The sequence below is a fragment of the Blastococcus sp. SYSU DS1024 genome (assembly GCF_054050795.1).
The window spans coordinates 26,634-52,082 of the sequence record NZ_JBJHAA010000027.1; the positions used below are offsets into that span (position 1 = coordinate 26,634).

A 25,449-nucleotide genomic window follows, 5' to 3' on the forward strand; every position below is an offset into this window, starting at 1 on the left:
CCACGACCTCACCGGTGCGGGCTCCGGGGGACCGGACGTCGGCCGCCGCCACCGCCGCCGAGGCGCCGCCGGCACGGCCGGGGCGGCGGCTGCCCGAGTGGGTGGCCACCCTCGGCGTGGGCGTGGCCGCCTGGGTGATCGGCGCCATCCCGTTCTGGCGCGAGCGGCTCTTCTACTACGTCGGCGACCAGTACGAGCAGTTCGCCCCGCTGTGGCACGTCTTCGGTCAGCGACTGCGGGCCGGCGACTGGGTGACCATGGACCCGGCGAGCTGGATGGGCGGGAACTACGCCGCCGAGGGGCTCAACGGCATCTGGAACCCGGTCAACCTCGCCAACTTCGTGCTGGTCTCGTACTTCGACGACCTCGCGCTGGCTGCCGCCGTGGTCATGGTGGAGTTCCTGGGCCTCCTCGCCATGGGCACCTTCCTGCTGGCCCGCGAGCACGGCGCCCGCCGGTGGCCGGCCGCGGTCGTCGCGCTCGCCCTCCCGTTCTCCGGTTTCACCCTCTGGTACGAGGCCGCCGGGTGGCCCGCCGGCCTGATGGCGTTCACCTGGGTGACCTGGTTCTGGTGGGCGGCCCGCCGGCACGCGCGGGGCCGACTCAACCCGGTCGTCCCCTTCCTCGCCGGCGCCCTGGTCATGACGACCGGCAACCCCTACGGCGCGCTCGGCATGGTCGTCGTCCTGGTGGCGCTCGGTGCCGAGCTGCTCGTGCGGCGCCGGTTCACCCGGCTGCTGCACCTGGTGGTGATGGGGGTCTGCGCCGGCCTGGTGGCCCTGCCGGTGTACCTGCCGCTGCTCGGCGCCGGGGACGTGTCGCTGCGCCAGGACCTCGCCGTGCTGGCCAACGACACCTTCCTGGTGCCGGACCTGGGCGACCTCGCGGCGGCCAGCTCGCCGACCTACCTGCCCTCCATCACCAACTGGGGCGGCGCGCTGCTGGAGACGCAGCCGTCGACCTACCTCGCCTGGTTCGTGCTCCCGCTGCTGCCGTGGCTGCGCTGGTCGAGGCTGCGGCGGCGGGCGCGGTCGTTGGCCGGGCTCCTGGGCATCGCCGGCTTCTACCTGCTCGCCACGCTGGCGCCCTCGAACCTGTGGCTGTTCCGCTGGCCGGTCCGGCTGGTGGAGTACCTGTACCTGGCGGTCGCCGTCCTGTTCGCCGTCGTCCTCTCCGCCGGGCTGGCGACCGACGCGCCCCGCCGGCGGGCCCTGGTGAGCGGTGCGATCGTGCTCAGCGGCACCTACCTGGCGTGGGCGGTCCGTCCGGCCGGTCTCCTCCAGGAGCACGCCGTCGCGCTCCTGCTGGTCGCCGCCGGCACCGCGCTCGCCGTGCTGGCCCACCGGCGGTGGGGTCTGCCGGGCCTCGGCGCCGTCCTCGTCGCCGGCACCGTCGCCGTCGTCGCCTTCCAGACCACGGTGCTGCCGTTCCGGCCGGGCGGGTTCGGCCTCCGGCCGGCCTCGGACCTCTCCGCGCTGGCGGAGGGGACCACCTCCTACGAGGGCACGGTCCTGCAGCTGGCCAGGAACGACACGATCACGACGGAGCAGATGCGCGACGGCGAGATCACCTTCGGCAACCTGCTGCGACCGACCGGCACCCCGACGGTCGCCAGCTACAGCGGGATCGGCTTCCAGGAGTTCGCCGAGGAGCTGTGCATCGACTACCGCGGGGCCACCTGCCCGGAGGCATTCCAGCGGCTGTGGCAGCCCGCCGGGCCGGGGTACCCGGTGCCGCTCGTCGACGCCCTCCGCGTGTCGACGCTGGTCCTGCAGCGGGACCTGCTCGGCGACGACGTGGTCGACGAGCAGGAACCGCCGCCCGGCTGGCGGGTGGCCGAGCGGACCCCGGTGCGGGCCGTCTGGGTCCGCGAGCAGCCCTACGCCGACGGCTCCCGGGTGTCCTGGACCTCGCCCGGCGTCGAGGTCGTGGGCGGCTCCGCCGAGGAGGAGCGGGAGGTCGTCCGGTACCGCGCCGACGAGGCCGGCCGGGTGCTCTTCGCCCGGCTGGCGTGGCCCGGGTACTCGGCCACGGTGGACGGGGAGGAGATCCCGGTGATCGACGGGCCGGCCGGGCTGCTGGCGGTGGCGGTGCCGGCCGGTGAGCACACGCTGGTTCTCGACTACACCCCGCCGGGCCTGCGAGCCGGCGCGCTGGCCGCCGCCGGTGCGGCGCTGGTCGTGCTCGTGCAGGGCGGGCTGTGGGGGTGGCAGCGGCGACGCGCTCGGAGGGGCCGTCGCGGTCGTTGACCGTTACGGTCGTCTCCTGGCCCGGCGCCCCACGCGGCGCCGGCGGAGGGGGTGCGCGCGCATGTCGCGAGACCGAGGGCACGCGGAGCGGGGCGGGGCCCTCCGGGCGCTCCGGTCAGGGGCGGCGCGGGCGCTGGCCGTGCCGGCCCGGCGCCTCCTGGCGCCGCTGGTGCGGGAGCTCGTCGCCGCCGAGGCGGACCGGGTCATCCGCGCCCTGCACGAGGTGGAGTTCCGCCAGCGCCGTGATCTGCTGGCGGCCGGGGAACGGGACGCCGCCGTCGGCTCGGCGCGCTTCGCGGCCCGCGAGATGCCGACGGCGCGGGCCTTCCACGACCGGACGAGCACGCTCGAGCACGGCCTCGCGATCGCCCCGCGCGGCGGGCTGGCTCTCGAGTTCGGGGTCTTCGAGGGGCGGTCGCTGGAGGTCATCGCGGCCGGGCGCGGACGGCAGGGGGTGTACGGCTTCGACTCCTTCGAGGGGCTGCCCGAGGACTACCGGCCGCACGTCCGCGCGGGCGCGTTCGCGGTGGGTTCGCTGCCCGACGTGGAAGGCGCCGAACTGGTCGTCGGCTGGTTCGACGAGACCCTGCCGGGATTCCTGGCCACCCACCCGGGGCCGGTGGACTTCGTGCACGTCGACGGTGACCTGTACTCCTCCGCGGTGACGGTCCTGGAGCTGGTCGGCCCCCGGCTGGCTGCCGGATCGGTGCTGGTGTTCGACGAGTTCTTCAACTTCCCCGGCTGGGAGGCGCACGAGTTCCGGGCCTGGCAGGAGTGGTTGGCCCGCACCGGCGCGCGGGCGGAGTACGTGGCCTACACGTCCAACGACGAGCAGGTCGTCGTGCGCCTCACCGAGCCGGGGCGGCCGCCGGCCGGGTGAGCCCGGCGCGGCGTCCCCACGGCGACGTCCGCACTGCTGGCGGGCAGCCGATGGTCGGAGCAGTGCGCACTGGGTCGTTCACGCAGCGTCGCGACTGCAGCAAGGGCGTCGCACGGACGGGTACGTCGGCAGGCTGTCGTCCGGGAGGGCCGGATACGTTCCACTCCATGCGCCGGCGTCCGAACGGAGAAGACACCTTGGTGATGGCTGTCCAGCCGCAGAAGGCCCCGGCTCCGGCCGCCACGCCGGAACCGGCTCCCCGCCACGGGCGTCTGCTCGCGCAGCGCACCCTGTTCGCGGGACCCAACCCGGACGTCCCGGCCGACCTGTACTGCACGACGGTCACCGGGGTCGCGGTGCGCGAGCGCACGCGGCTGACCCTCGACGGCCACGCCGCGGTGTCCACGAACTCCTACTTCGGCAGGTTCGCCGCGTCGTACTGGCAGCGGTGGACGTCCGCGCGCTCGGTCGACCTGCACGCGACCGTCAGCGGAGCCGGCCTCGTCCGGGTCATGGCGTCCGACAGCGAGGGCAACCCCCGGACGGTGGCCACCGAGCAGGTCCGGGAGGCCCACGAGCAGCCGCTGACCCTCACGCTGGCCCTCGACCGGTTCGTCGACGGCGGTGCGTTCTGGCTGGAGCTGGAGGCCGGCGCCGACGGGCTCGTCGTCGACGACGTGCAGTGGTCGGTCGCCAGCATCCGCCCTCGGCGGGCGACCGCGGTGGTCATCTGCACCTACAACCGGGCCGACGACTGCCTGGCCACGCTCCGCACCCTGGCGGCCGACCGTGCCGTGGCCGGCGAGCTCGCGGCGGTCTACGTCGTCGACCAGGGCACGGACACCGTGGAGAGCCGCCCGGGGTTCGCCGACGTCCGCGAGGCGCTCGGGCCGGCCCTCCGCTACGTGCGGCAGCCCAACCTCGGCGGGGCCGGCGGGTTCACCCGCGGCATCTACGAGGCGGTGCGGAACGAGACCGTCGAGCGGGTGAACCTGCTCCTCATGGACGACGACATCCGGCTCGAGCCCGACACGGTCGTGCGGCTCCGGGCCTTCGCCGACCGGGCGGACGAGCCGGTGCTCGTGGGCGGCCAGATGCTCAACCTGCTGCACCCCGACCGGCTGCACGTCGGGGCGGAGTCGGCGGACCTGTCCGTCCTGCGGGCGGGCAAGCCGGTACCCGACGCGCTCACCAACGCCGACGTCACCGAGCGGCAGCAGGACCTGCGGATCGACGGTGACTACAACGCCTGGTGGACCTGCCTGATCCCGTCGGAGGTCGTCTCGGCGGTCGGTTACCCGTTGCCGCTCTTCTTCCAGTGGGACGACATCGAGTTCGGGCTGCGAGCCCGCACGGCCGGCTTCCCGACGGTGACCCTGCCCGGTGCAGGTGTCTGGCACGCCGACTTCTCGTGGAAGAACTGGGACGACTGGTCGCGCTACTTCAGCTACCGCAACTCCCTGATCACCAGCGCCCTGCACAGCGACTTCGACCGGCGGAGCATCGCCGAGTACCTCGCCAAGCAGCTCGTGGACGCCCTGGTCTCGATGCGCTACGGCCTGGCCGCGCTGCTGATCCGCGCGGTGGAGGACTTCCTCCGGGGACCGGAGGTGCTGGCCGACGGCGGGACGGAGACGGCGGGGCAGGTCCGCAAGCTCTGGGCCGGGCACCCGGAGACGAAGAACCACCCGGCCTCGTCGGTACCGGGCGTGGCCGCGGTCGACATGCGGCGGACCGCGCCGGCCGGAGCGCCGTCGATGCTCGGCATGGTCCTGGTCAAGCGGATCCTCTGGCAGTTGCGCAAGCGCAACCAGGGCACGGCGGCGATCAACGCTGCCGACGCCCACTGGTGGCACGTGTCCCTCTTCGACACCGCGGTGGTGACCGACCCGTCCCAGGAAGGGGTGCGGCTCCGGCGGTTCGACCGCGAGCTGATGCTGCGGCTGGCGAGGCAGGGCGCGTCGGTGCTGGTCCGCCTCGTGCGGGAGGGGAGCGGTGCCCGGGACCGCTGGCGCGCCGCGCTGCCCGAGCTCTCCGACCGGCAGACCTGGGCGCGGCTGTTCGAGGAGGCCGGCCGCTGACCTCCAGCACGCCCTGACCCCACCGGGCTCGGCGTTGCGCCGCCGGGCCCGCGGCGGACCGGCCTAGCGTCGGGCCGTTCGCCGTCCGGCTGGTGGGGGAGTTGCGTGCACGTCCGATCCGGTCCCCGGTCCCGTCGGCTCGCCGCCGTACTGGCGGTCGGCGTGGCGACGGCGCTGGCCGGTTGCGAGGCGGTCCACGTCACCGAGGGCGCCGACCGCGCGGAGGCCACGACGGCAGCGCCCGCGGCCGTCACCGGCTCCGCGCTCGCCGCGCTGGACGAGCTCGACGTCAAGGGCCGCGCCCCGCGCACCGGCTACGAGCGCGACCGGTTCGGCTCCGGGTGGGTGGACACCGACCGCAACGGCTGCGACACGCGCAACGACGTCCTGGCCCGCGATCTCACCGGCGAGACGTTCCAGCCCGGCACCCGCGACTGCGTCGTGGCCACCGGCACGCTGGCCGACCCCTACTCCGGGGAGACGATCTCCTTCCGGCGCGGCCAGGACACGAGCGATGACGTGCAGGTCGACCACGTGGTCGCCCTGTCGGACGCCTGGCAGAAGGGCGCCCAGGGCTGGGACGAGGATCGCCGGGTCCGGTTCGCCAACGACCCGCTCAACCTGCTCGCCGTCGACGGCCCGCTCAACATGCAGAAGGGCGACGGCGACGCCGCCACCTGGCTGCCGCCGGACCGCGGCTACCGGTGCGCCTACGTGGCGCGGCAGGTCGCCGTCAAGGCCGGCTACGGGCTCTGGGTCACCCCGGCCGAGCGGGACGCCATGGCCGGCGTGCTCGCGCGGTGCCCCGAGGAGCCCCTGCCGGCCGGTGCGGCGGCCACCACCGCCGCCGGGCCGCCGCCGGACGCGGCGACCGGGCCGGCCCCGCGCTACGCGGACTGCGCCGCCGTCCGCGCGGCGGGTGCGGCGCCCATCCACCGCGGCGAGCCGGGCTTCTCGGCGCGGTTCGACGGCGACGGGGACGGCGTCGGCTGCGAGTCCTGACCCGGCGGCCCGGCCGCCGCCCAGGCCCCGTCCAGAGGCCCGTCCCGAGCGGGCGAGGGGCGAGGAGGGCGGGGTCCTTCACCTATCCTGGACAGCGGTACGAGCCCCGCCGAAGCCTCGGCATGCTCGCTCAGCCGGAGACCACGAGCACCCGCCGCCCCCACGGCGGGTGCGGACCATGGAGCGACATGACCGCCAGCACTGGCACCCGCACGCTGACCGACGGCGACTTCAAGGTCGCCGACCTCTCCCTGCACGGCTTCGGCCGCAAGGAGATCCAGCTCGCCGAGCACGAGATGCCCGGCCTCATGGCGCTGCGCGCCGAGTACGGCGACGAGCAGCCGCTGGCCGGTGCCCGCATCGCCGGGTCGCTGCACATGACCGTGCAGACCGCCGTCCTCATCGAGACGCTGACCGCGCTGGGCGCCGACGTCCGCTGGGTGAGCTGCAACATCTTCTCCACGCAGGACCACGCCGCGGCCGCGATCGTCGTCGGCGACGGCACCCCCGAGCAGCCCGCCGGCGTCCCCGTCTTCGCCTGGAAGGGCGAGACGCTCGAGGAGTACTGGTGGTGCACGCAGCGGCTGTTCGAGTTCCGCGACGAGTCGGGCGCCGTCGTCGGCCCCAACATGCTGCTCGACGACGGCGGTGACGCCACCCTGCTGATCCACCTGGGCACCCGCTTCGAGGCCGACGGCGTCGTCCCCGACACCACCGAGGCCGACTCCGAGGAGTACGGCGTCATCCTCGACGTGCTGCGCGGCACGCTCGCCGAGGACGGCCAGTACTGGACCCGCATCGGCCAGGGCATCACCGGCGTCACCGAGGAGACGACCACCGGCGTCATGCGCCTGTACGAGCTCGCCCGCGAGGGCCGGCTGCTCTTCCCGGCGATCAACGTCAACGACTCGGTCACCAAGAGCAAGTTCGACAACCTCTACGGCTGCCGGCACTCGCTGATCGACGGCATCAACCGTGCCACCGACGTGATGATCGGCGGCAAGGTCGCCGTCGTCTGCGGCTACGGCGACGTCGGCAAGGGCTGCGCCGAGTCGCTGCGCGGGCAGGGCGCGCGGGTCATCGTCACCGAGATCGACCCGATCAACGCCCTCCAGGCGGCGATGCACGGCTACGAGGTGACCACGCTCGACGAGGTCATCGGCAAGGCCGACATCATCATCACGGCCACCGGCAACAAGGACATCATCTCGGCCGACCAGCTGAGCCGGACCAAGCACCAGGCGATCATCGGCAACATCGGGCACTTCGACAACGAGATCGACATGGCCGGGCTGGCGCGCACGCCGGGAATCGAGCGGACCACCATCAAGCCGCAGGTGGACGAGTGGCGGTTCGCCGACGGCCACACGATCATCGTGCTCTCCGAGGGCCGCCTGCTGAACCTGGGCAACGCGACCGGGCACCCCAGCTTCGTCATGAGCGCCTCGTTCTCCAACCAGGTGCTCGCCCAGATCGAGCTGTGGAACAACCGGGCCGCCTACGAGGGGCAGACCCCCGGCGTCACGGTGCTGCCCAAGAAGCTCGACGAGCACGTGGCCCGGCTGCACCTCGACGCGCTCGGCGTGAAGCTCACCCAGCTCACCAAGGTGCAGGCCGACTACATCGGCGTCCCGGTCGAGGGCCCGTACAAGAGCGACCACTACCGCTACTGAGCACGTCGTAGCGGCAGGCTCACCTGCACGTTCCGCCCCGCCCGGGGGATCTCCCCGGGCGGGGCAGAGCATTTTGGGGCCCGCGTCGCGCAGAATGGTCGGCGTGCCCCCCACTGCTCCGCAGAACGGACCCAGCCGCGGCCGTGTCCTGGTCGTCGACGACGACGCCGCCCTCGCCGAGATGCTCGGCATCGTGCTGCGGCGCGAGGGGTACGAGCCGGCCTTCGTCTCCGACGGCAACCGGGCGGTCGGCGTCTTCCAGCAGACCAGGCCGGACCTGGTGCTGCTGGACCTGATGCTGCCCGGCCGCAACGGGCTGCAGATCTGCCAGGACATCCGGACCCAGTCGACGGTGCCCATCGTCATGCTCACCGCCAAGGGCGACACGATCGACGTCGTCCAGGGGCTGGAGGCCGGCGCCGACGACTACGTCACCAAGCCGTTCAAGCCCGTCGAGCTGGTGGCCCGCGTCCGCGCGCAACTGCGGCGGGGGGAGACCGGGCAGGCGGAGAACCTGAGCATCGGTGACGTGCAGATCGACGTCCCCGCGCACCAGGTGACCCGGGACGGCGTCCCGATCGCGCTCACCCCGCTGGAATTCGACCTGCTGGTGGCGCTGGCCCGCAAGCCGCGGCAGGTGTTCACCCGCGAGCTCCTGCTGGAGCAGGTGTGGGGCTACCGGCACGCGGCGGACACCCGGCTGGTCAACGTGCACGTGCAGCGGCTTCGGGCGAAGGTCGAGCGCGATCCGGAGAAGCCCGAGGTCGTGCTGACCGTGCGTGGTGTGGGTTACAAGGCCGGCCCCCCGTGAGCGGTTCCGGTGGCGGCGTGAGCGGAGCGGTGCCTGCTGGGCGCGGAGTCCCGGGATCGACAGCCGGCTGAGGGACACTGGGGCGGTGACCGCCACCCGGACCCCCCAGACGGGCGCCGGGTCCGGGCAGTCCTCGCCGGATCCCGGGCGCCGCCCGGGGGCACGCGAGGAGCTCCTCCGGGTAGGTCGCGGGCTGCGCCGCCGCGCCGGGCGGGCGCGCCGCCGCACGCGGAGCACCGTCCGGGCACTGGCCGCCCGGGGTGCGCGCACCTGGCGCTCGTCCCTGCAGGTGCGGATCGGCGCGATCACCATGCTCCTGGCCGGCAGCGTCGTGCTGATCGTGAGCATGGTGCTGTTCAGCCAGATCCGCGACCAGCTGCTCGACGTGAAGCGGCAGGCCGCGATCGACCAGGTGCAGGCCGGCGTCGTGTACGCCCAGAGCGAGGTGGCCGGCATCGCCACCGGGGACGCCGCCAGCGTCCGGGCCACCCTCGAGCGCACGGTGAACCGGCTGCTGGACCGCGGGGGCGCGGCCGGCGACTTCGACGTCGTCATGGTCTACCGGCCGAGCGGCGGGACCGAGGTCCCGGCCACGAACCGCCGGCCGCTGTACGCCGCACTGCCCCCCGAGCTGCGGTCGGCGGTCGACGCCGGCAACCAGGCGTCGAAGTACCACCCGGTGCCCGGCGAGTCCGGCGACCCCCAGCCCAGCCTGCTGGTGGGGGCGCCGGTCAGCGGCGACGCCCAGGGGCCCGACCGGATCGAGCTGTACTACGTGTTCCCGCTGCAGCAGGAGCAGGAGAGCCTCGCGCTGATCCGGAGCACGGTGGTCATCAGCGGGGTGGCGCTCACGCTGCTCGTGGTCGGCATCGGCGTCCTGGTCACCCGGCTGGTGGTCGACCCGGTGCGGCAGGCCGCCGGCACCGCCCAGCGACTGGCCGAAGGGCAGCTCGAGGAGCGGATGGAGGTGCGGGGCGAGGACGACCTGGCCCGGCTGGCGACCAGCTTCAACGCGATGGCCGACAGCCTGCAGCGGCAGATCACGCAGCTGGAGGGGCTGTCCCAGCTGCAGCAGCGGTTCACCTCCGACGTGTCCCACGAGCTGCGCACCCCGCTGACCACGGTTCAGATGGCGGCGGAGGTGCTGCACGAGGCCCGGGAGGACTTCCCGGCGCACGTCGCCCGCTCGGCCGAGCTGCTGCGCGCCGAGCTCGACCGGTTCGAGGCGCTGCTCACCGACCTGCTGGAGATCAGCCGCTACGACGCCGGCGCGGCCGTCCTCGACTCGGCCCCGGCCGACATGGGTGCGCTGGTCGGCCGCGTCGCCGACGGGATGAGCGCGCTCGCCGAGCGGCACGGCTGCGAGCTGCGGGTCACCCGGCCGGCCGAGGCGGTCCTGGCCGAGGTGGACGTCCGCCGGGTCGAGCGCATCCTGCGCAACCTCGTCGGCAACGCCATCGAGCACGGCGCCGGGCGCCCGGTGGAGATCACGCTGGCGGCCAACCGGTCGGCGGCCGCGGTGACCGTGCGCGACCACGGGGTCGGGCTGAGCCCCGGCGAGGCCCAGCACGTGTTCGACCGGTTCTGGCGCGCCGACCCCTCGCGGGTGCGCACGGTCGGCGGCAGCGGGCTGGGCCTGTCGATCAGCCTGGAGGACGCCCGCCTGCACGGTGGCTGGCTGCAGGTGTGGGGGCAGCCCGGCGCCGGTGCCCAGTTCCGGCTCACTCTGCCGATGGTGGCCGGCGGCGACCTGACCAGCTCGCCGCTGCCGCTGCGACCGGTGAAGCTCCAGCGCCCGGGGGTGCGGCGGTGACGCGGCGCGCGTCGGTCGCCGTGGCGCTGCTGACGGCGCTGCTGACGCTGGTCTCGTGCTCCACGGTGCCCACCGACTCGCCGACGGTGCTGATCACCCAGGCGCCGGCCCGGGTGCCGGAGGCGGTCGGCATCGAGCCGATCGCGCCGGCCCCCGGCGCCAGCACCGAGGAGATCGTCCGCCAGTTCATCGACGCGGCGGCCAGCACGGTCCGCCGGTACCCCGTCGCCCGCCAGTACCTCACGCCCGCAGCGGAGCAGGCGTGGGACCCCGACGAGAGCGGGATCAGCGTCATCGGCAGCGACTACGCGGCCGTGACGACCGACGACGGCGCGGTCACCGTGACGGCCAACCTGATCGGCACGGTCGACCCCCGCGGGGTGTTCACCGTGGCCGAGCGCGGCCTCTTCACCCGGGACTTCACCCTGGAGCAGGTCGACGGCGAGTGGCGGATCACCAACCCGCCGGACGGGCTGATCATGCTCGAGCCGGACTTCCGGCGGCTGTACGACGAGGTCGCCGCCTACTTCCTCGACCCGACCTTCCAGCGCGTGGTCCCCGACCCGCGCTACCTCATCCGCGGCGAGTCCCAGCCCACGGCGCTGGTGGAGCGGCTGATCACCGGCCCGTCGGCGCCGCTGGCCGCCGGCGTCCTCAACCCGCTGAGCGGCGTGGACCTGGAGCGGTCGGTCACCGTCGAGGGGCAGACGGCCACCGTGGAGCTCACCGGCCTGCCGGCCGAGCCGGCGCCGCTGCTCACCGAGATCTGCGCGCAGCTGGTGTGGAGCCTGCAGCAGCTGGTCCGGCCGCGGATCGTCAACGTGGTCGTCCTGCTCGACGGGGAACCGATCACCCCCGACGGGGTGCCGCGGCAGCAGACGGTCGAGGACTGGGCGTCCTTCGACCCGGACGCCGCACCGGTCGACGGGGTCGGCCACTTCCTCCGCGACGGCGCGGTCCGCACGGTCCCGCGGGGCGACCCGGCTCCCGGACCGGCCGGGGAGGGGCGCTACGGGCTGGAGAGCGCCGCCGTCGCGGCCGACGCGACCACCGGCCGGCTGTCCTTCCTGACCGGTGTCCGCGCCGATGCGGCAGGTGCCACGCTGCTGGCCGGCCCGTACGGCGGCGAGCTGGCGCCGGTGCTCGACGGGCGCACGCTCAGCGCGCCCACGGTCGCCGCGACCCGCACGGAGGCGTGGGTGGTGCGCGACGGTGCGGAGCTGGTCCGGGTGCCCGCCGGGGGGCCGCCGCAGCCGGTCGCCGCACCGACCCTCCCGGGCCTCGGGCGGGCCGACCTGCTGCAGCTCTCGCCCGACGGCGTCCGGGCCGCCGTGGTGGTGGAGGGGGCCCAGGGCCGCCGGCTCCACGTGGGCACCGTCGTGCGCTCCGACGACGACGGCGCGGTGGTGCTGCGCGACCTGCGGAACGTGGCGCCCACCCTGACCGGCGTCATCGACGTCGGCTGGCGGGACAGCGGCGAGCTGCTGGTGCTGGCCGGCGACGAGGGCCAGGACCGCATCGTGCCGTACTCGGTGGGCGTGGACGGCTGGGGGCTGGCCCTCGTGCCGACCTCCGGGCTGCCGAGCCAGCCCACCGCGCTGGCGGCCGCCCCCTCGCGCCAGCCGCTGGTGAGCGCCGGCGCGACCATCTGGCAGCTGTCCGGCGGCCGGTGGGTGACCCTGGTCCGCGGGGCGGAGCCGCTGCCGGGGACGGCGCCGTTCTACCCGTCCTGAGCCGGGGCGTCGTCCACAACCGCCGGCCGCACGCGACCCGGGGGCGGCTCCGCCGGGCAGGCTGGAGCGGTGGGCTCCGGGGTGCTGTCGGCGCTGGCCGACCTCGTGCTGCCCCGCTGCTGCGCGGGGTGCGGGATCCCGGGAGCGGCGCTCTGCGTCCGCTGCGCCGGGCTGCTGGCCGTACCGCACCTCGCCTCGCCCCGGCGGTTCCCCGCGGGCTTCCCGCCGACGGTCGCCGCGGCCGTCTACGCGGGACCGGTGCGCCCGGTGGTCAACGCGTTCAAGGAGCACGGCCGGGCGGAGCTGGCGGCGCCGCTGGGCACCGCGCTCGCGCTGGCGGTCGCCGCCGTCCGGCTGGGGGTGGCCGGGGAGTCACCGCTGCTGCTGGTGCCGGTCCCCGCCTCCCGCGCCGCGCTCCGGTCCCGGGGCCGCGACCACGTGCGCGAGCTGACCCGCCGTGCCGTGGCCGAGCTGCGGGCGGCCGGGGTGGCGGCCGACGAGGGCCGGGTGCTGCGCCGGCGCGGCCGCGTCCGGGACTCGTCGGGGCTGTCCGCCGCCGAACGGCGGGCCAACCTGGCCGGCACCTTCGAGCTCACCGGCCCGCGTCGACCGGCCGGCGCCCTGGTGGTGCTGGTCGACGACGTGGTGACCACGGGGGCCACGCTGACCGAGGCGGCGCGGGTGCTGGGAGCCGCGCCGGGCCCGGCCGGTGCGGTGGTCGCGGCGGTCGTCGCGGCCACTCCGCGCGCGCCGGCGGGCCCTGCGCGGGGCGCCCACGGGAGCCCCGCGTACCGGTCCGGGACCGTCCTCCACCACGACCTCGATCGACTGTCGCGGTGCGGGGGGAAGGACTAGCGTCGAAGCGACCAACGCCCGTCCCCAACCGGGAGGTCCCATGGAGATCGTGGTCCGTGGTCGCAACGTCGAGGTCCCTGAGCACTACCGCCAGCACGTCGAGGACAAGGTGGGTCAGCTGGAGCGGTTCGACGCCAAGCTGTCCCGCATCGACGTCGAGCTCTTCCACGAGAAGAACCCGCGCCAGTCGGCCAGCTGCCAGCGGGTGGAGATCACCCTGCGCGGCAAGGGGCCGGTGATCCGCGCCGAGGCCGCGGGCCCGGACTTCTACGCCGCGCTCGACCTGGCCTCCGGCAAGCTGGACAACCGGCTGCGCCGGGCGGCCGACCGCCGCCGGGTGCACCACGGCCGGCGCACCCCCGACAGCGTGCGCCTCAACGGCGCCGCGCCGGACACCGGCCACCCCGAGCTGACCATCGAGCAGCAGCTCCAGCTCGACCGCGAACTGGCTTCCGGGACCCACGTCACCGACCTCGACGAACACCTGCCCGGGCAGATCGTGCGGGAGAAGCACCACCCGGCGACACCGATGACCGTCGACCAGGCCCTCCACGAGATGGAGCTGGTCGGCCACGACTTCTACCTCTTCCAGTGCGCCGACACCGGCCAGCCGACGGTCGTCTACCGCCGGCACGCCTACGACTACGGGCTCATCCGCCTGGACCCGGTGACCTCGGACGGCGCCGCGCCGGCGCAGCAGCCCGTGGCCAGCTCGGCCGGCCGCTGACCCCCGGCGGGGGTGCGGTCTCCCGCACCCCCGCCGGATCAGTCCCCGGCCACCCGGCCGAACAGGACGGCGTCGGCCCACCTGCCGTCGCGGTCGGCCAGGCAGCGCCGGACGACGCCCTCCTCGCGGAAGCCCGCGCGGCGGGCGACGGTCCGGGACGCCGCGTTGCCGACGTCGACGAACAGGTGCACCCGCGGGGCACCGAGCCCCAGCGCCCACTCAGCGAGGGCGTGCGCGGCCTCCGCGGCGTAGCCGTTCCCGCGCGCCCAGGGGGCGATCTGGTAGCCGATCTCCGGACCGAGCCGCCCGGGACGGAGGTACAGCCCTCCGGTCCCGGCCAGGCGCCCGTCGGCCTCGATGACGACGGAGAGCCCGGTGCCCTCGCTGCGCTCCGCGTGGCGCCCGTGCAGGGACCCGGCCCGAGCCTGCGAGGGCTGGGGGCACGGGGGTCCTTCTACCAGCGCTGGGTCTCCGGGTCCTGGGACGCCCGGTGCACCGCGTCGGCGTCGCCGGTGCGGAACGGGCGCAGCACGAGCCGCTCGGTGCGCAACGTCTCGGTGGTCAGCGAAGGGACCCCGGCCCACTCACCACTCGCAGGCTCGCGGTGGGCCTCCGGCCGGGGCCGCGGATCCCACGTCACGCGGGCATCGTCATACGTTGCCGAGGATGCGGTCCACCGAGATCTCGATGACGACCCGGGCCGGGTTCTCCCGCGGCTGCTTGTACCGCCGCGCGTACCGCTCCACCGCGTCGGCCACGGAGGCGGCGTCCTCGCGGACGACGGCGGTGCCCTCCAGGGTGGCCCAGCGCCGCCCGTCGACCTGGCAGACGGCGACCCGGGACTGCCCGCCGCGGACGTGCCGCGCCTTCACGGAGGTGCCGGAGGTGATCACCCGGGCGGTCCGGGTCGGCGCGTCGTAGGTGACGCCGACGGGCACCACGTGCGGGGTGCCGTCGGGGCGCAGGGTGGTCAGCGTCGCGAGGTGCCGCTCGGTGAGGAACTCCAGCAGCCCGGGGCCGGGGGCGGACGGATCGCGTGCCATCGCTGCAGCGTACGGATGGGGCGCGTGGTGCCCGGGGCGGTCGCCGCGACCGCAGCTGTGGCCGGGCCGCCTACGCTGGGGGCGTGCTGTTCTCGAAGATCCTCCGTGCCGGTGAGGGCAAGCTGGTCCGACGCCTCGGCAGAATCGCCGACGCCGTGGAGTCGCTCGCCGACGACTACACCGACCTCTCCGATGCGGAGCTCCGGGCGAAGACCGACGAGTTCAAGGCGCGCCACGCCGACGGCGAGTCCCTCGACGCGCTCCTGCCCGAGGCCTTCGCCGTCGTCCGCGAGGCGGCCACCCGCACCCTGGGGCAGCGGCACTTCCGCGTGCAGCTCATGGGCGGTGCGGCGCTGCACCTGGGCAACATCGCCGAGATGCGCACCGGTGAGGGCAAGACGCTCACCGGTGTCCTCCCCGCCTACCTCAACGCGCTCTCCGGCAAGGGCGTCCACGTGGTCACGGTCAACGACTACCTGGCCAAGCGCGACGCCGAGTGGATGGGCCGCGTGCACCGCTTCCTGGGGCTGTCGGTCGGCAGCATCCTGTCCGGCCAGACCCCCGCGCAGCGGCGCGAGCTGTACGCCTGCGACATCACCTACGGCACGAACAACGAGTTCGGCTTCGACTACCTGCGCGACAACATGGCCTGGAGCAAGGCCGACCTGGTGCAGCGCGGGCACCACTACGCGATCGTCGACGAGGTCGACTCCATCCTCATCGACGAGGCCCGCACCCCGCTGATCATCAGCGGCCCCGCCGAGACCGCCGGCAAGTGGTACCAGGAGTTCGCGCGGATCGTGCCGCTGATGAAGCGCGACCTCCACTACGAGGTGGAGGAGGACAAGCGCACCGTCGCCGTCACCGAGGAGGGTGTGGAGTTCGTCGAGGACCAGCTCGGCATCGACAACCTCTACGAGGCGGTCAACACCCCGCTGATCGGCTACCTGAACAACGCCCTCAAGGCCAAGGAGCTGTTCAAGAAGGACCAGCAGTACATCGTCAGCAACGGCGAGGTGCTCATCGTCGACGAGTTCACCGGCCGCGTGCTGGCCGGGCGCCGCTACAACGAGGGCATGCACCAGGCCATCGAGGCCAAGGAGCGGGTGAAGATCAAGGACGAGAACCAGACGCTCGCCACGATCACCCTGCAGAACTACTTCCGGCTCTACGAGAAGCTCTCGGGCATGACCGGCACGGCCCAGACCGAGGCCGCCGAGCTGCACCAGACCTACAAGCTCGGGGTCGTCCCGATCCCCACGAACCGGCCGATGGTGCGGCAGGACCGCTCCGACGTCATCTACAAGACGGAGAAGGCGAAGTTCGACGCCGTCGTCGACGACATCGCCGAGCGGCACGAGGCCGGCCAGCCGGTGCTCGTGGGCACCGCCAGCGTCGAGAAGTCCGAGGTCCTGTCGAAGTACCTGCTCCGGCGCGGGATCCCGCACGAGGTGCTGAACGCCAAGAACCACGCCCGGGAGGCGTCGATCATCGCGCTGGCCGGGCGGCCGGGCGCGGTCACCGTCGCCACCAACATGGCCGGGCGCGGTACCGACATCCAGCTCGGTGGCAACGCCGAGTTCATCGCCGACGAGGCGCTGCGCGCCCGCGGGTTGTCGCCGGCGGAGACCCCGGAGGAGTACGAGGCCGCCTGGGACGAGGCCCTCGAGGTGGCCCAGGCGCAGGTGAAGGCCGAGCACGAGGCTGTCGCGGAAGCGGGCGGGTTGTACGTCCTCGGCACCGAGCGGCACGAGAGCCGGCGGATCGACAACCAGCTGCGCGGGCGTTCCGGCCGGCAGGGCGACCCCGGGGAGTCGCGGTTCTACCTCTCCCTGGGTGACGACCTCATGCGCCGGTTCAACGGCCCGATGCTCGAGTCGATGATGAACACCCTCCGGGTGCCCGACGACCAGCCCATCGAGTCGAAGATGGTCAGCCGGGCGATCCTCTCGGCGCAGACCCAGGTCGAGCAGCAGAACTTCGAGGTCCGCAAGAACGTCCTCAAGTACGACGAGGTCCTCAACCGCCAGCGCACCGTCATCTACGACGAGCGGCGCAAGGTGCTCGAGGGGGCCGACCTGCACGAGCAGGTGCGGTCGATGGTCGACGACGTGGTCTCCGCCTACGTGGACGGCGCCACCGAGACCGGGTACGCCGAGGACTGGGACCTCGACCAGCTGTGGAGCGGGCTCAAGGCGCTGTACCCGGTCGGGGTCACCGTCGACGAGCTCATCGCTCAGAAGGCCGGTGGGGAGCAGTCCGACCTCTCCGCCGAGGACCTCAAGACGACTCTGCTCGACGACGTCCACCGCGCCTACGAGGAGCGGGAGGCCGCGCTCGGCGCGGAGGTCATGCGCGAGCTGGAGCGGCGGGTGCTGCTCAGCGTGCTGGACCGCAAGTGGCGCGAGCACCTGTACGAGATGGACTACCTGCGGGCCGGCATCCACCTGCGCGCGATGGCCAACCGCGACCCGGTCGTGGAGTACCAGCGCGAGGGCTACGACATGTTCGTGGCGATGCTCGACGGCATCAAGGAGGAGTCGGTCGGCTTCCTGTTCAACCTCGAGGTCAAGACCAAGGACGAGCAGGAGGCCGAGGCGAAGGCCAAGCAGGCCGAGGCCGAGGCCAAGGCGCTGGCGGCTGCCCAGGCCGGCACGGCGAAGCTGCTGGCCCGGCAGGCCGCGGCGGCGAAGGCGGCCGCCGGTGGCGCCGCGGCCGCGACGGCGCGCCGCTCGTCGGCGCCTGCGGCACCGAACGCCCCGCTGGTGGAGGCCCCGGATCCGGCGGCCGCTGTCGCGGATGCCCCTGCTCCGGCGCCCCCGTCGGAGGTCCCTGCTCCGGCAGCTCCCGCGCCGGCCGCCGAGGCAGCCGAGGAGGCGGCCCCGGCCGGCACCGGGCCGGTGCTGGCGGTCAAGGGGCTCGACGAGCCGCGCCGCGCGCCGGAGAACCTCACCTACTCCGCGCCCAGCCTGGACACCTCGCCGGCGGAGAGCGGCCGGGCCAAGGCCGCGAAGACGGCGACGGTCTCCGGCACCAAGGAGACCCCGCGCAACGCGCCCTGCCCGTGCGGGTCGGGCCGGAAGTACAAGCAGTGCCACGGGGCCGCCGGCAACTAGGAGAAGGATCGCGTCCCGCTCCGCACGGACCCCTCATCCCTCGTGAGTTCGGGGGTGCCCCCCCGGACGCCCGCCACGACGCCCCGCCGACCGGCACCCGGTCGGCGGGGCGTCGTCGTGCCGGTGCCCCGCGGGCTCAGCCGATCTGCAGCACCGTGCAGCGCCACTGGCCGTCCATGCCCTCCAGCCGGGCGGCCACGGCGTGCGCCCGGCCACCCCGGTGCGCGACGGCGCTGACCTCCGCGACCCCGTCCACCGGCTCGCAGACGCGCACCCGGCCGATCACCACCGGTGCGTTGCCCTCGGCGCACCACCGCGGCCGGCGGCCGGCCGACAGCGCCGCGTAGACGCCGGGCGAGGCCAGCGACCGCACCTGGGCGAGCGGTCGCCGCCCGGTCAGCGCCTCCAGCGCCGTGGTCACCAGCCGCCGGGCCGCCGCGCCGACCGGGGGGAGTTCGTCCCGCCCCGTCGGGACCGGCCCGAACTCGTCCCGTGCCGCGGCGGGGGCCGCACCGCTCGGCCGGGGGCCGGGGGGCGGGACGAGCCGGGGGAGCGGCTGTCCCGGGTGCACCAGGCGCAGGGCCGGCAACGGCTCGGCCGGCGGCTGCGGTGTGGGGACGACGGTCAGGCGCAGGGCCGGTCGTGCGCTGGGTGGGGCGGTGCGGGACGGCGCGGTCATCGGGGCTCCCGGTCGGTGGCGGTCGGTGGCGGACGGGCGGGTCAGGGCAGGGCGGGAGGGCGCAGCACCTGGCCGGGCAGCAGCAGGTCGGGGTCGGGGCCGATCACGTCGGCGTTGGCGCGCCACCAGGCCCCCACGGCGGTGGCCACCTCGGCGGTGGCGGGCGCGCGCCCCCAGGTGCGCGCCAGGTGGGCCTCGGCGATGCGCCAGAGGCAGTCACCGCGCACGACGACGTGCTCGTCGGCGGAGGGGGCCGGCGGCCAGTCGGGCAGGGCATCGGCCCGCGCACCGTCGTCCGGCGTCGGCGCGGCAGGTGGCGCCGGGGCCGGCCAGTCGGGGACGGCGGCGCCGGCTCCCGGACCGGGCCGACCCGGGACCTCCTCCGCCGCGGCGGCGGCCGGCGGCCCGGGCGCGGCGGTGACCACCAGCGGTGGGGCGAGGCCCAGGCCGACGCCCAGGGCGAGCGAGGCGGCCCGGCGTGCGGACCGGGGCAGCAGTCCGCGGAGCGCGCCGCCGGCGAGGGCGCCGGCCGGGCCGGGCAGGGCCGAGCACGCGGTGAGCGCCAGGCCGAGCGCGCCCCATCCCCACACCGCCCAGGCGAGCACGCCCACCAGGTGGAGGACGAGGACGTCGGCGCCCGCCGTGTCGGCCGTGCGCTGCGCGGCCCCGAGCGCGGAGAGGGAGGTGGGGACGGCGGGGGTCAGCAGCCCCAGCGGGACGGCGATCGCGGCCATGCCGATGCTCGTCCCGAGCAGTCGTCGCACCGACATCCGCGCCTCTTCCGTGTTGACGTTGCGTCACTAAAGCAATCAAATGCAAGCAAACGCAAGTATTCACACGATCTAGGCTGTCGGCGGAGGTGGGAGATGCGGTGGCAGCAGCTGTTCGCCGACCTGCAGGCGCAGTTCGAGGCGGCGGAGGAGGCGGAGGAGCGGGCCGAGTGGGCGTCGCGCGCCCGCGCGGAGGTCGGCGCCGTCCGGCTGGCCGACCGGATCGGGGGCGCGCTGGGCGCGGAACTCGTGGTGACCTGCCGCGGTGCGGGCCGGGTCCGGGGGGTGCTCGCCGACCGGGGGAGCGACTGGCTGCTGCTCACCGACGAGCGGGGCCGCGACCAGCTCGTGGCGGTCGCCGCGGTCCGGGCCGTCGACGGTCTGGGCCGGTGGACCGCGCCGGCGGAGGAGGCGGGCCCGGTGCGGGTGCGGCTGGACCTGCGGCGGGCCCTGCGCGGGCTGGCGCGGGACCGGAGCGCCGTCCAGCTCGTGCTGGACGACGGCACGCAGGTGACCGGGACGATCGACCGGGTGGGCGCCGACTACGTGGAGGTGGCCGAGCACGCAGCAGACCAGCCGCGTCGCCCGCACGCGGTGCGGCGGGTGACGGCCGTGGTCGTGGACGCGGTCGCCGTGGTGCGCACCCTGGTGCCGGGCTGGGAGTGAGGCGTCAGGCCCGCTGGTCGGCGGCCTCGGCGTCGGCGCCCGCGGCCGGCTCGGTGGGCACCGTGCCCGCACGGGCCTCGGCGTACTTCTGCTGGATGAACCGCTCCAGCTCGTCCACCTCGACCCGCCACTGGCCGCGGCCGCCGATCTGGATGGCGATCAGCTCCTTGCGGCGCACCAGCGCATAGGCCTGCGACCACGAGACGTTGAGGATCTCGGCGACGTCGTCGAGGGTCAGGAAGCGGGGTGTGGGCATCGGCGTCTCCATCCGGTCGCCGCCCAGTCTGTCAGCCGTGCCGGTGGTCCGTGGCGACCGTCCACACCCGAACGTGTGGACGGCGGATGCACGCGGATGCACGCGTGTCGCATCATCGGCACCCCAATGCCGCCATCGGCCCGTTCCCGCGGGTCGACGCGCCCGACCGGGCCGGCGGCGTGCCGGCAGAGAGAAGGTCGTGTGACCGCCGTGCGCACCCCGGGCGCCGTCCCCGACACCGCAGAGCTGCCGGCGGGGCCCACCCCACGGCGCGTCCGGGCGCCGGGCTGGCTGGACCTCCGGCTGGTGCTGCGGGTGATGCTCGTCCTCGCCTCGGTCCTGCTCGGCGCACGGGTGGTCAGCGCCGCGGACGCCACCGTGCCGGTCTGGAGCGCCGCCGACGACCTCGCGGCCGGGACGGTGCTGACCGCCGATGACCTCGTGGTGGTCGACGTCCGGCTCGACGACGCCGCGGACCGGTACCTGGCGGGCAGCACCCGCCCGGACGGGAACACCCTCGCCCGCGGGGTCCGGGCCGGGGAGCTCCTGCCCCGCTCGGCCCTCGAGGAGCCGTCGGACCTGGTGCAGCTGGCCCTGCCGGTCCAGGCCGGCTACGTGCCCCCGGGGCTGCGCCGCGGGCAGCTGGTCGACGTGTACGCCGTCGCCGACCCGGCGGCCGGGGCCGGCGGGCCGGCTGTCGGCAGCGTCGACCTCGTCGTCGGCGCCGCGCCGGTGCAGGCGCTGTCGGGCAGCTCCTCGGGCGTGCTCTCCACACCGACCACCACGGTGCAGGTCGTGGTCAGCGTCGCGGCCGACGACGCCGAGGACGTGCTGGCGGCCATCGCCGGGCGCCCGCTCGTGGTCGTGGCCCACCCGGCCGGCGCGACCGCGGCGGGGCGGACCGCCACCCCGGCGCCGCCGATCGCGGCGCGGGCCACGCCCGCACCGTCGTCCCCGCCCGCACCTGCTCCGGGGCCGACCGGCTGATGGCGCTGCAGGTCTTCACCGCCGTCACCGGCGCCGGCTGGGAGTCCGAGCTGGTCGGCGCCCTCGACCGCGACGACCACGGGGTCACCGTCGTCCGGCGCTGCGTCGACATCTCCGACCTGCTGGCCGCCGCCGCCACCGGCACGGGTCAGGCGGCCCTGCTGTCGGCGGAGCTGCGCCGTCTCGACGGCGACACGGTGGCCCGGCTGCACGCGGCCGGCGTCGCGGTCGTGGGCCTGGTGGAGCCCGGCGACGACGCCGCGGCGCAGCGGCTGCGCCGGCTCGGGGTCGCCCAGGTGCTGCCGGCCGACGCCGATCCGGAGCTGATCGCCCGGGCGCTGCGGGACGCGGTCACGGGCGGGCCGGCGTCCGGTCACGACGTCGCCGATCCGCGCGCGGCGCTCCCCGGGCCCGGCGCCCCCGTCCAGCCGGCACGGCCGCCGGGGGAGCGGGGCCGGGTGGTGGCGGTCTGGGGCCCGACCGGGGCCCCCGGCCGGACGACGGTCGCCGTGGGCGTGGCCGACGAGTCCGCTCGGCTGGACGTGCCCACCCTGCTCGTGGACGCCGACGTCTACGGCGGGGTGGTGGCGCAGGTCCTCGGGCTGCTCGACGAGTCGCCCGGGCTCGCCGGCGCGGCCCGGCAGGCGGGCCTCGGCTCGCTGGACGGGGCCTCCCTGGGCGCGCTGGCGTGGGCGGTCCGCCCCCAGCTGCGCGTCCTCACCGGCCTCGCCCGCGCCGACCGGTGGCCCGAGCTGCGCCCGGCCGCGGTCGCCGCGGTGCTCGAGGAGGCGCGCCGCCTCGCGCGGCTGACCGTCGTCGACTGCGCCTTCGCCGTGGAGGACGACGAGGAGCTCTCCTTCGACACCGCTGCGCCGCGCCGGAACGGCGCCACGCTGGCCGTCCTGGAGCACGCGGACACGGTGCTGTGCGTGACCGGGGCCGACCCCGTCGCGCTCCAGCGGTGCGTGCGGGCGCTGGAGCAGCTGCGCGACGTGCTGCCCGACGTCGAGCCGTTGCTGGTCGTGAACCAGCTGCGCCGCGGGCCGGTCCCCGGTGAGCCGCGCCGGGAGGTCGGGGAAGCCCTGGAGCGCTTCACCGGCCGGCGGCCCCGGTTCTTCCTCCCGGCCGACCGGCGCGCGACCGACGCCGCGCTGGCGGTCGGCCGCACCCTGGCCGAGGCGGCGGCCGGCTCGCCGCTGCGCACCGAGCTGCGCGCCCTGGCCGCCCAGCTCGCCGGGGTCCCCGTCCCCGCGGCCGGTCGGCGCGGTGCGCTGCGCGGCCGGCGGGCGGGCTGAGCACCGGGCTGTCCGGAACCGCGTCGTCGTCGTAGCGTGGGGACCCGGTCGGGAGGAGCGCGATGGTCGAGCGGTTGGGCACCCTGGAGGCCTCGTTCCTCTACCTGGAGGAGCCGGGCGTCCCCATGCACGTCGGTGGGGTGCTGGTCCTCGAGACGCCCCCGGGCGGCCTCGACGCGCTCGCGGCGCTGGTCGAGGCGCGGCTGTCGCTGGTGCCGCGGTACCGGCAGCGGGTCGCCGAGGTGCCGGGGCACCTCGCCAACCCCGTCTGGGTCGACGACCCCGACTTCGACATCGCCTACCACCTCCGCCGGTCGGGGCTGCCGCGGCCGGGCACGGAGCAGCAGCTGCTCGACCTGGTGTCCCGGCTGATGTCCCGCCCGCTGGACCGGCGGCGCCCGCTGTGGGAGGCCTACCTCGTCGAGGGCCTCGACGGGAACCGGGTGGCGGTGGTGACCAAGACCCACCCCGCGCTCGTGGACGGGCTCAGCGCCGTCGACATCGGGCAGGTCCTGCTCGACGTGTCACCGGATGCGCCGGCGCCGCGACCGGCCGAGTGGCGGCCGCGGCGCCCGCCCTCCGGCGCCGAGCTCGTGTGGTCGGCCCTCGAGGACTACCGGCGCCGGCCGTCCTCGCTGGTGGAGCTCACCCGGTCGGCCGTCACCGACGTGCGGGCGACCGCCGTGCGGATCGGCGGCGTGGCCGGTGGGCTGGTCCGCACCGCGCGGTCGGCGATCCTCCCGGCGCCGCACAGCCCGCTGAACGCGCCGATCGGGCGGCAGCGCCGGGTGGCGGTGGCGTGCGCGGACCTGGACGACCTCAAGCGGGTCCGCAAGGCGCACGGCGGGACGGTGAACGACGTGCTGCTGACCGTCGTCGCCGGGGCGCTGCGGGAGTGGCTGCTCTCGCGTGGTGAGCCGCTCGTCGGCGGCACGTCGGTGCGGGCCCTGGTGCCGGTGTCGGTGCAGGACGAGGACGGCTCCGCCGGCAGCCAGGTCACCTCCCACCTGGTCGACCTGCCGGTGGGCGAGCCCAACCCGAGGGTCCGGCTCTCCCGGCTGACCTACGCCATGCGCGGGCTCACCCAGCACGGGCAGTCGGTCGGGGCGGACAGCCTGATCGCGCTCAGCGGGTTCGCGCCGTCGACGCTGCACGCGCTGGGTGCCCGGGCGGCGCGGGGGCTCTCCCGGCGGCTGTTCAACCTCGTGGTGACCAACGTGCCCGGCCCCCAGGTGCCCCTGTACGCCGCCGGTGGCCGGGTGCTCGAGGTGTTCCCGGTGGTGCCGCTGGCCCGTGGGCAGGGGCTGTCGATCGGCATGACCTCCTACGACGGCACGGTGTTCTTCGGCCTGAACGCCGACCGGGACAGCGTCGGCGACGTCGAGGTGCTCGCCGACCTCATCGAGCAGGAGGTCGCGGGGCTGGTCGAGACCTCGCACTGACCCGCCCTCCGGGTGGCGGCCGGCGCCGGGGCAGCCGCTACGGTCGTCCTTCCACCGACGAAGGGGGTCAGCCGGGTGCGCGTGTACCTGCCGGCGACGACGAACGTGCTCCGCACCCTGGTCGACGAGGGGCAGCTGGCCGCTCCGCAGACCGTCTTCGCGGTCACCCCGCAGCTGCGCGAGTTCTACGCGCTCAGCGACGCGGAGGCCGACACCGAGGAGCTGGAGTACGCCGCCCTCCTGGCCGCAGCGCGGGCGAGCTTGCGGCTGCTCGACCTCGACCCCCTGGCGGCCCGCCGCCGGGTGGTGCTCGCCGCCGACGTGCCCGACGACGCGGTGACCCCGATGGACGACCCGCACGTCGAGCGCGGCGCGGCCCGGCTGGCCCACGAGGTGCGGCTGCCCGAGGTCGTGAGCGCGCACATCGACGACGCCGCGGCCGAGGAGGACGTCCGCCGGGCGGTGGCCGTCGTCCTGGAGGCCGACCTCGGCAGCGAGGACGCGCAGTTCGTCGTCGACCAGGCCGAGGGGCACGAGCTCGGCTGGTACGCCAGGCAGGAGCTCGGACCGGTCCTGGAGCTGCTCTGACGCCGGGGGAGCCGGGCGCCCGCGGATGCCGGCCCCTGCCGCGTCCGTAAGATCACCAGCCGTCTGTCAGCGTCGACGTCGGGAGCCAGCGAGATGCAGTTCGGTCGGTACTACGAGGAGTTCGAGGTCGGGGCCGTCTACAAGCACTGGCCCGGGAAGACGGTCACCGAGTACGACGACCACCTGTTCTGCCTGCTGACGATGAACCACCACCCGCTGCACATGGACGTCAACTACGCGGAGAAGACCACCGACTTCGGCAAGAACGTCGTCGTCGGGAACTACATCTACTCGCTGCTGCTCGGCATGAGCGTCCCCGACGTCTCGGGCAAGGCGATCGCCAACCTGGAGATCGAGTCGCTGCGGCACGTCGCCCCGACCTTCCACGGCGACACGATCTACGGCGAGACGACGGTGCTGGACAAGACGCCGTCGAAGTCGAAGGACGACCGCGGCGTCGTGCACGTGGAGACCATCGGCTACAAGCAGGACGGCACCGTCGTCTGCATCTTCCGGCGCAAGGTCATGGTGCCCAAGCGCTCGTACGGGGAGGCCCGCGGCGGCGAGCAGCCCGGCCGCCCGGAGCCCACCCCCCGCGGCTGAGACGGCGGGGGGGGGGGGGGGGGGGGGGGGGGGGGGGGGGGGGGGGGGGGGGCGGGGGGCGGGGGGGGGGGGGGGGGGGGGGGGGGGGGGGGGGGGGGGGGGGGGGGGGGGGGGGGGGGGGGGGGGGGGGGGGGGGGGGGGGGGGGGGGGGGGGGGGGGGGGGGGGGGGGGGGGGGGGGG

23 protein-coding genes are annotated in these 25,449 nt (G+C 75.2%); 17 read left to right on the forward strand and 6 right to left on the reverse strand.

Features of this window, described 5'->3' with window-relative positions:
* The first annotated feature begins 14 nt into the window (after nt 1-14).
* From ACI79S_RS18680 to hpf, 10 genes are all read left to right on the forward strand, one after another.
* Entirely contained in the window at nt 15-2,249 is a 2,235-nt protein-coding gene (locus tag ACI79S_RS18680; protein ID WP_456594942.1) for a hypothetical protein, read from the forward strand.
* Between the two features lie 61 nt (nt 2,250-2,310).
* Nucleotides 2,311-3,129, forward strand: a complete 819-nt coding sequence (locus ACI79S_RS18685) for a class I SAM-dependent methyltransferase (protein WP_456594943.1) — start codon at nt 2,311-2,313, stop codon at nt 3,127-3,129.
* A gap of 167 nt (nt 3,130-3,296) precedes the next feature.
* On the forward strand, nt 3,297-5,210 hold the full coding sequence (locus ACI79S_RS18690) for a glycosyltransferase (protein WP_456594944.1): 1,914 nt from the start codon (nt 3,297-3,299) through the stop codon (nt 5,208-5,210).
* Nucleotides 5,211-5,315: 105 nt separating this feature from the next.
* Nucleotides 5,316-6,212: a GmrSD restriction endonuclease domain-containing protein gene (locus ACI79S_RS18695; protein ID WP_456594945.1), complete on the forward strand. Its 897-nt coding sequence runs from the start codon at nt 5,316-5,318 to the stop codon at nt 6,210-6,212.
* A 188-nt stretch (nt 6,213-6,400) separates the two neighbouring features.
* Nucleotides 6,401-7,885, forward strand: coding sequence for an adenosylhomocysteinase (gene ahcY, locus ACI79S_RS18700; RefSeq protein ID WP_456594946.1), 1,485 nt, complete (start codon nt 6,401-6,403; stop codon nt 7,883-7,885).
* Nucleotides 7,886-7,979: 94 nt separating this feature from the next.
* Entirely contained in the window at nt 7,980-8,696 is a 717-nt protein-coding gene (mtrA, locus tag ACI79S_RS18705; RefSeq protein ID WP_269192963.1) for an MtrAB system response regulator MtrA, read from the forward strand.
* A gap of 85 nt (nt 8,697-8,781) precedes the next feature.
* On the forward strand, nt 8,782-10,509 hold the full coding sequence (mtrB, locus tag ACI79S_RS18710) for an MtrAB system histidine kinase MtrB (protein WP_456594947.1): 1,728 nt from the start codon (nt 8,782-8,784) through the stop codon (nt 10,507-10,509).
* The gene (locus ACI79S_RS18715; RefSeq protein ID WP_456594948.1) at nt 10,506-12,242 is read left to right on the forward strand and encodes an LpqB family beta-propeller domain-containing protein; all 1,737 of its coding nucleotides are present in this window, start codon (nt 10,506-10,508) and stop codon (nt 12,240-12,242) included. The genes mtrB and ACI79S_RS18715 overlap by 4 nt, the downstream gene beginning before the upstream one ends.
* A gap of 69 nt (nt 12,243-12,311) precedes the next feature.
* On the forward strand, nt 12,312-13,097 hold the full coding sequence (locus tag ACI79S_RS18720) for a ComF family protein (RefSeq protein WP_456594949.1): 786 nt from the start codon (nt 12,312-12,314) through the stop codon (nt 13,095-13,097).
* Nucleotides 13,098-13,137: 40 nt separating this feature from the next.
* Complete coding sequence (hpf, locus tag ACI79S_RS18725; RefSeq protein ID WP_456594950.1) at nt 13,138-13,824, forward strand: ribosome hibernation-promoting factor, HPF/YfiA family; 687 nt, start codon at nt 13,138-13,140, stop codon at nt 13,822-13,824.
* 38 nt (nt 13,825-13,862) lie between these two features.
* Here the strand turns inward: hpf and ACI79S_RS18730 are convergent, their stop codons facing one another.
* The 3 genes from ACI79S_RS18730 to ACI79S_RS18740 are packed head-to-tail and all read right to left on the reverse strand — an operon-like array spanning nt 13,863 to nt 14,867.
* Nucleotides 13,863-14,285, reverse strand: a complete 423-nt coding sequence (locus ACI79S_RS18730; RefSeq protein WP_456594961.1) for a GNAT family N-acetyltransferase — start codon at nt 14,283-14,285, stop codon at nt 13,863-13,865.
* Nucleotides 14,279-14,464 carry a GNAT family N-acetyltransferase gene (locus tag ACI79S_RS18735; protein WP_456594962.1) on the reverse strand — a complete coding sequence of 62 codons (186 nt, stop codon included), beginning with the start codon at nt 14,462-14,464 and terminating at the stop codon, nt 14,279-14,281. Before ACI79S_RS18735 ends, ACI79S_RS18730 begins: the two co-directional genes overlap by 7 nt.
* Nucleotides 14,465-14,474: 10 nt before the next feature.
* Nucleotides 14,475-14,867, reverse strand: coding sequence for a pyridoxamine 5'-phosphate oxidase family protein (locus ACI79S_RS18740; protein ID WP_456594951.1), 393 nt, complete (start codon nt 14,865-14,867; stop codon nt 14,475-14,477).
* 83 nt (nt 14,868-14,950) lie between these two features.
* Between ACI79S_RS18740 and secA the strand changes: the two genes are divergently transcribed.
* Nucleotides 14,951-17,983 carry a preprotein translocase subunit SecA gene (gene secA, locus ACI79S_RS18745; RefSeq protein ID WP_456594952.1) on the forward strand — a complete coding sequence of 1,011 codons (3,033 nt, stop codon included), beginning with the start codon at nt 14,951-14,953 and terminating at the stop codon, nt 17,981-17,983.
* Nucleotides 17,984-18,119: 136 nt separating this feature from the next.
* On the opposite strand, the gene ACI79S_RS18750 is transcribed toward secA, so the two are convergent.
* The gene (locus ACI79S_RS18750) at nt 18,120-18,662 is read right to left on the reverse strand and encodes an Rv3235 family protein (RefSeq protein ID WP_456594953.1); all 543 of its coding nucleotides are present in this window, start codon (nt 18,660-18,662) and stop codon (nt 18,120-18,122) included.
* Between the two features lie 41 nt (nt 18,663-18,703).
* Nucleotides 18,704-19,432 carry a LysM peptidoglycan-binding domain-containing protein gene (locus ACI79S_RS18755; protein WP_456594954.1) on the reverse strand — a complete coding sequence of 243 codons (729 nt, stop codon included), beginning with the start codon at nt 19,430-19,432 and terminating at the stop codon, nt 18,704-18,706.
* Between the two features lie 96 nt (nt 19,433-19,528).
* On the opposite strand from ACI79S_RS18755, the gene ACI79S_RS18760 reads away from it, so the two are divergent.
* Nucleotides 19,529-20,098, forward strand: a complete 570-nt coding sequence (locus ACI79S_RS18760) for a hypothetical protein (protein WP_456594955.1) — start codon at nt 19,529-19,531, stop codon at nt 20,096-20,098.
* Nucleotides 20,099-20,102: 4 nt separating this feature from the next.
* Here ACI79S_RS18760 and ACI79S_RS18765 read toward each other — a convergent pair whose 3' ends face one another.
* The gene (locus ACI79S_RS18765) at nt 20,103-20,354 is read right to left on the reverse strand and encodes a helix-turn-helix domain-containing protein (RefSeq protein ID WP_456594956.1); all 252 of its coding nucleotides are present in this window, start codon (nt 20,352-20,354) and stop codon (nt 20,103-20,105) included.
* A gap of 201 nt (nt 20,355-20,555) precedes the next feature.
* Here ACI79S_RS18765 and ACI79S_RS18770 point away from each other — a divergent pair, with 201 nt between their 5' ends.
* The 5 genes from ACI79S_RS18770 (at nt 20,556) to ACI79S_RS18790 (ending at nt 25,269) form a co-directional block, all read left to right on the forward strand.
* Nucleotides 20,556-21,341, forward strand: a complete 786-nt coding sequence (locus tag ACI79S_RS18770) for an SAF domain-containing protein (protein WP_456594957.1) — start codon at nt 20,556-20,558, stop codon at nt 21,339-21,341.
* The gene (locus ACI79S_RS18775) at nt 21,341-22,636 is read left to right on the forward strand and encodes an AAA family ATPase (protein WP_456594958.1); all 1,296 of its coding nucleotides are present in this window, start codon (nt 21,341-21,343) and stop codon (nt 22,634-22,636) included. The genes ACI79S_RS18770 and ACI79S_RS18775 overlap by 1 nt, the downstream gene beginning before the upstream one ends.
* Nucleotides 22,637-22,698: 62 nt before the next feature.
* Nucleotides 22,699-24,078, forward strand: a complete 1,380-nt coding sequence (locus tag ACI79S_RS18780) for a WS/DGAT/MGAT family O-acyltransferase (protein ID WP_456594959.1) — start codon at nt 22,699-22,701, stop codon at nt 24,076-24,078.
* 75 nt (nt 24,079-24,153) lie between these two features.
* Nucleotides 24,154-24,666 (forward strand): DUF6912 family protein, encoded by a 513-nt coding sequence (locus tag ACI79S_RS18785; protein ID WP_456594960.1) that lies wholly within the window; start codon nt 24,154-24,156, stop codon nt 24,664-24,666.
* Nucleotides 24,667-24,759: 93 nt separating this feature from the next.
* Nucleotides 24,760-25,269 (forward strand): MaoC family dehydratase, encoded by a 510-nt coding sequence (locus tag ACI79S_RS18790; RefSeq protein ID WP_091928934.1) that lies wholly within the window; start codon nt 24,760-24,762, stop codon nt 25,267-25,269.
* Nucleotides 25,270-25,449: the final 180 nt, after the last annotated feature.

Coding starts and splice junctions, on each gene's coding strand:
- ACI79S_RS18690 (WP_456594944.1), top strand. CDS start 3,297: ATGCGCCGGCGTCCGAACGGAGAAGACACCTTGGTGATGGCTGTCCAG.
- ACI79S_RS18775 (WP_456594958.1), top strand. CDS start 21,341: ATGGCGCTGCAGGTCTTCACCGCCGTCACCGGCGCCGGCTGGGAGTCC.
- ACI79S_RS18755 (WP_456594954.1), bottom strand. CDS start 19,432: ATGTCGGTGCGACGACTGCTCGGGACGAGCATCGGCATGGCCGCGATC.
- ACI79S_RS18790 (WP_091928934.1), top strand. CDS start 24,760: ATGCAGTTCGGTCGGTACTACGAGGAGTTCGAGGTCGGGGCCGTCTAC.
- ACI79S_RS18780 (WP_456594959.1), top strand. CDS start 22,699: ATGGTCGAGCGGTTGGGCACCCTGGAGGCCTCGTTCCTCTACCTGGAG.
- ahcY (WP_456594946.1), top strand. CDS start 6,401: ATGACCGCCAGCACTGGCACCCGCACGCTGACCGACGGCGACTTCAAG.
- hpf (WP_456594950.1), top strand. CDS start 13,138: ATGGAGATCGTGGTCCGTGGTCGCAACGTCGAGGTCCCTGAGCACTAC.
- ACI79S_RS18740 (WP_456594951.1), bottom strand. CDS start 14,867: ATGGCACGCGATCCGTCCGCCCCCGGCCCCGGGCTGCTGGAGTTCCTC.
- ACI79S_RS18765 (WP_456594956.1), bottom strand. CDS start 20,354: ATGCCCACACCCCGCTTCCTGACCCTCGACGACGTCGCCGAGATCCTC.
- mtrA (WP_269192963.1), top strand. CDS start 7,980: ATGGTCGGCGTGCCCCCCACTGCTCCGCAGAACGGACCCAGCCGCGGC.
- ACI79S_RS18685 (WP_456594943.1), top strand. CDS start 2,311: ATGTCGCGAGACCGAGGGCACGCGGAGCGGGGCGGGGCCCTCCGGGCG.
- ACI79S_RS18750 (WP_456594953.1), bottom strand. CDS start 18,662: ATGACCGCGCCGTCCCGCACCGCCCCACCCAGCGCACGACCGGCCCTG.
- ACI79S_RS18760 (WP_456594955.1), top strand. CDS start 19,529: ATGCGGTGGCAGCAGCTGTTCGCCGACCTGCAGGCGCAGTTCGAGGCG.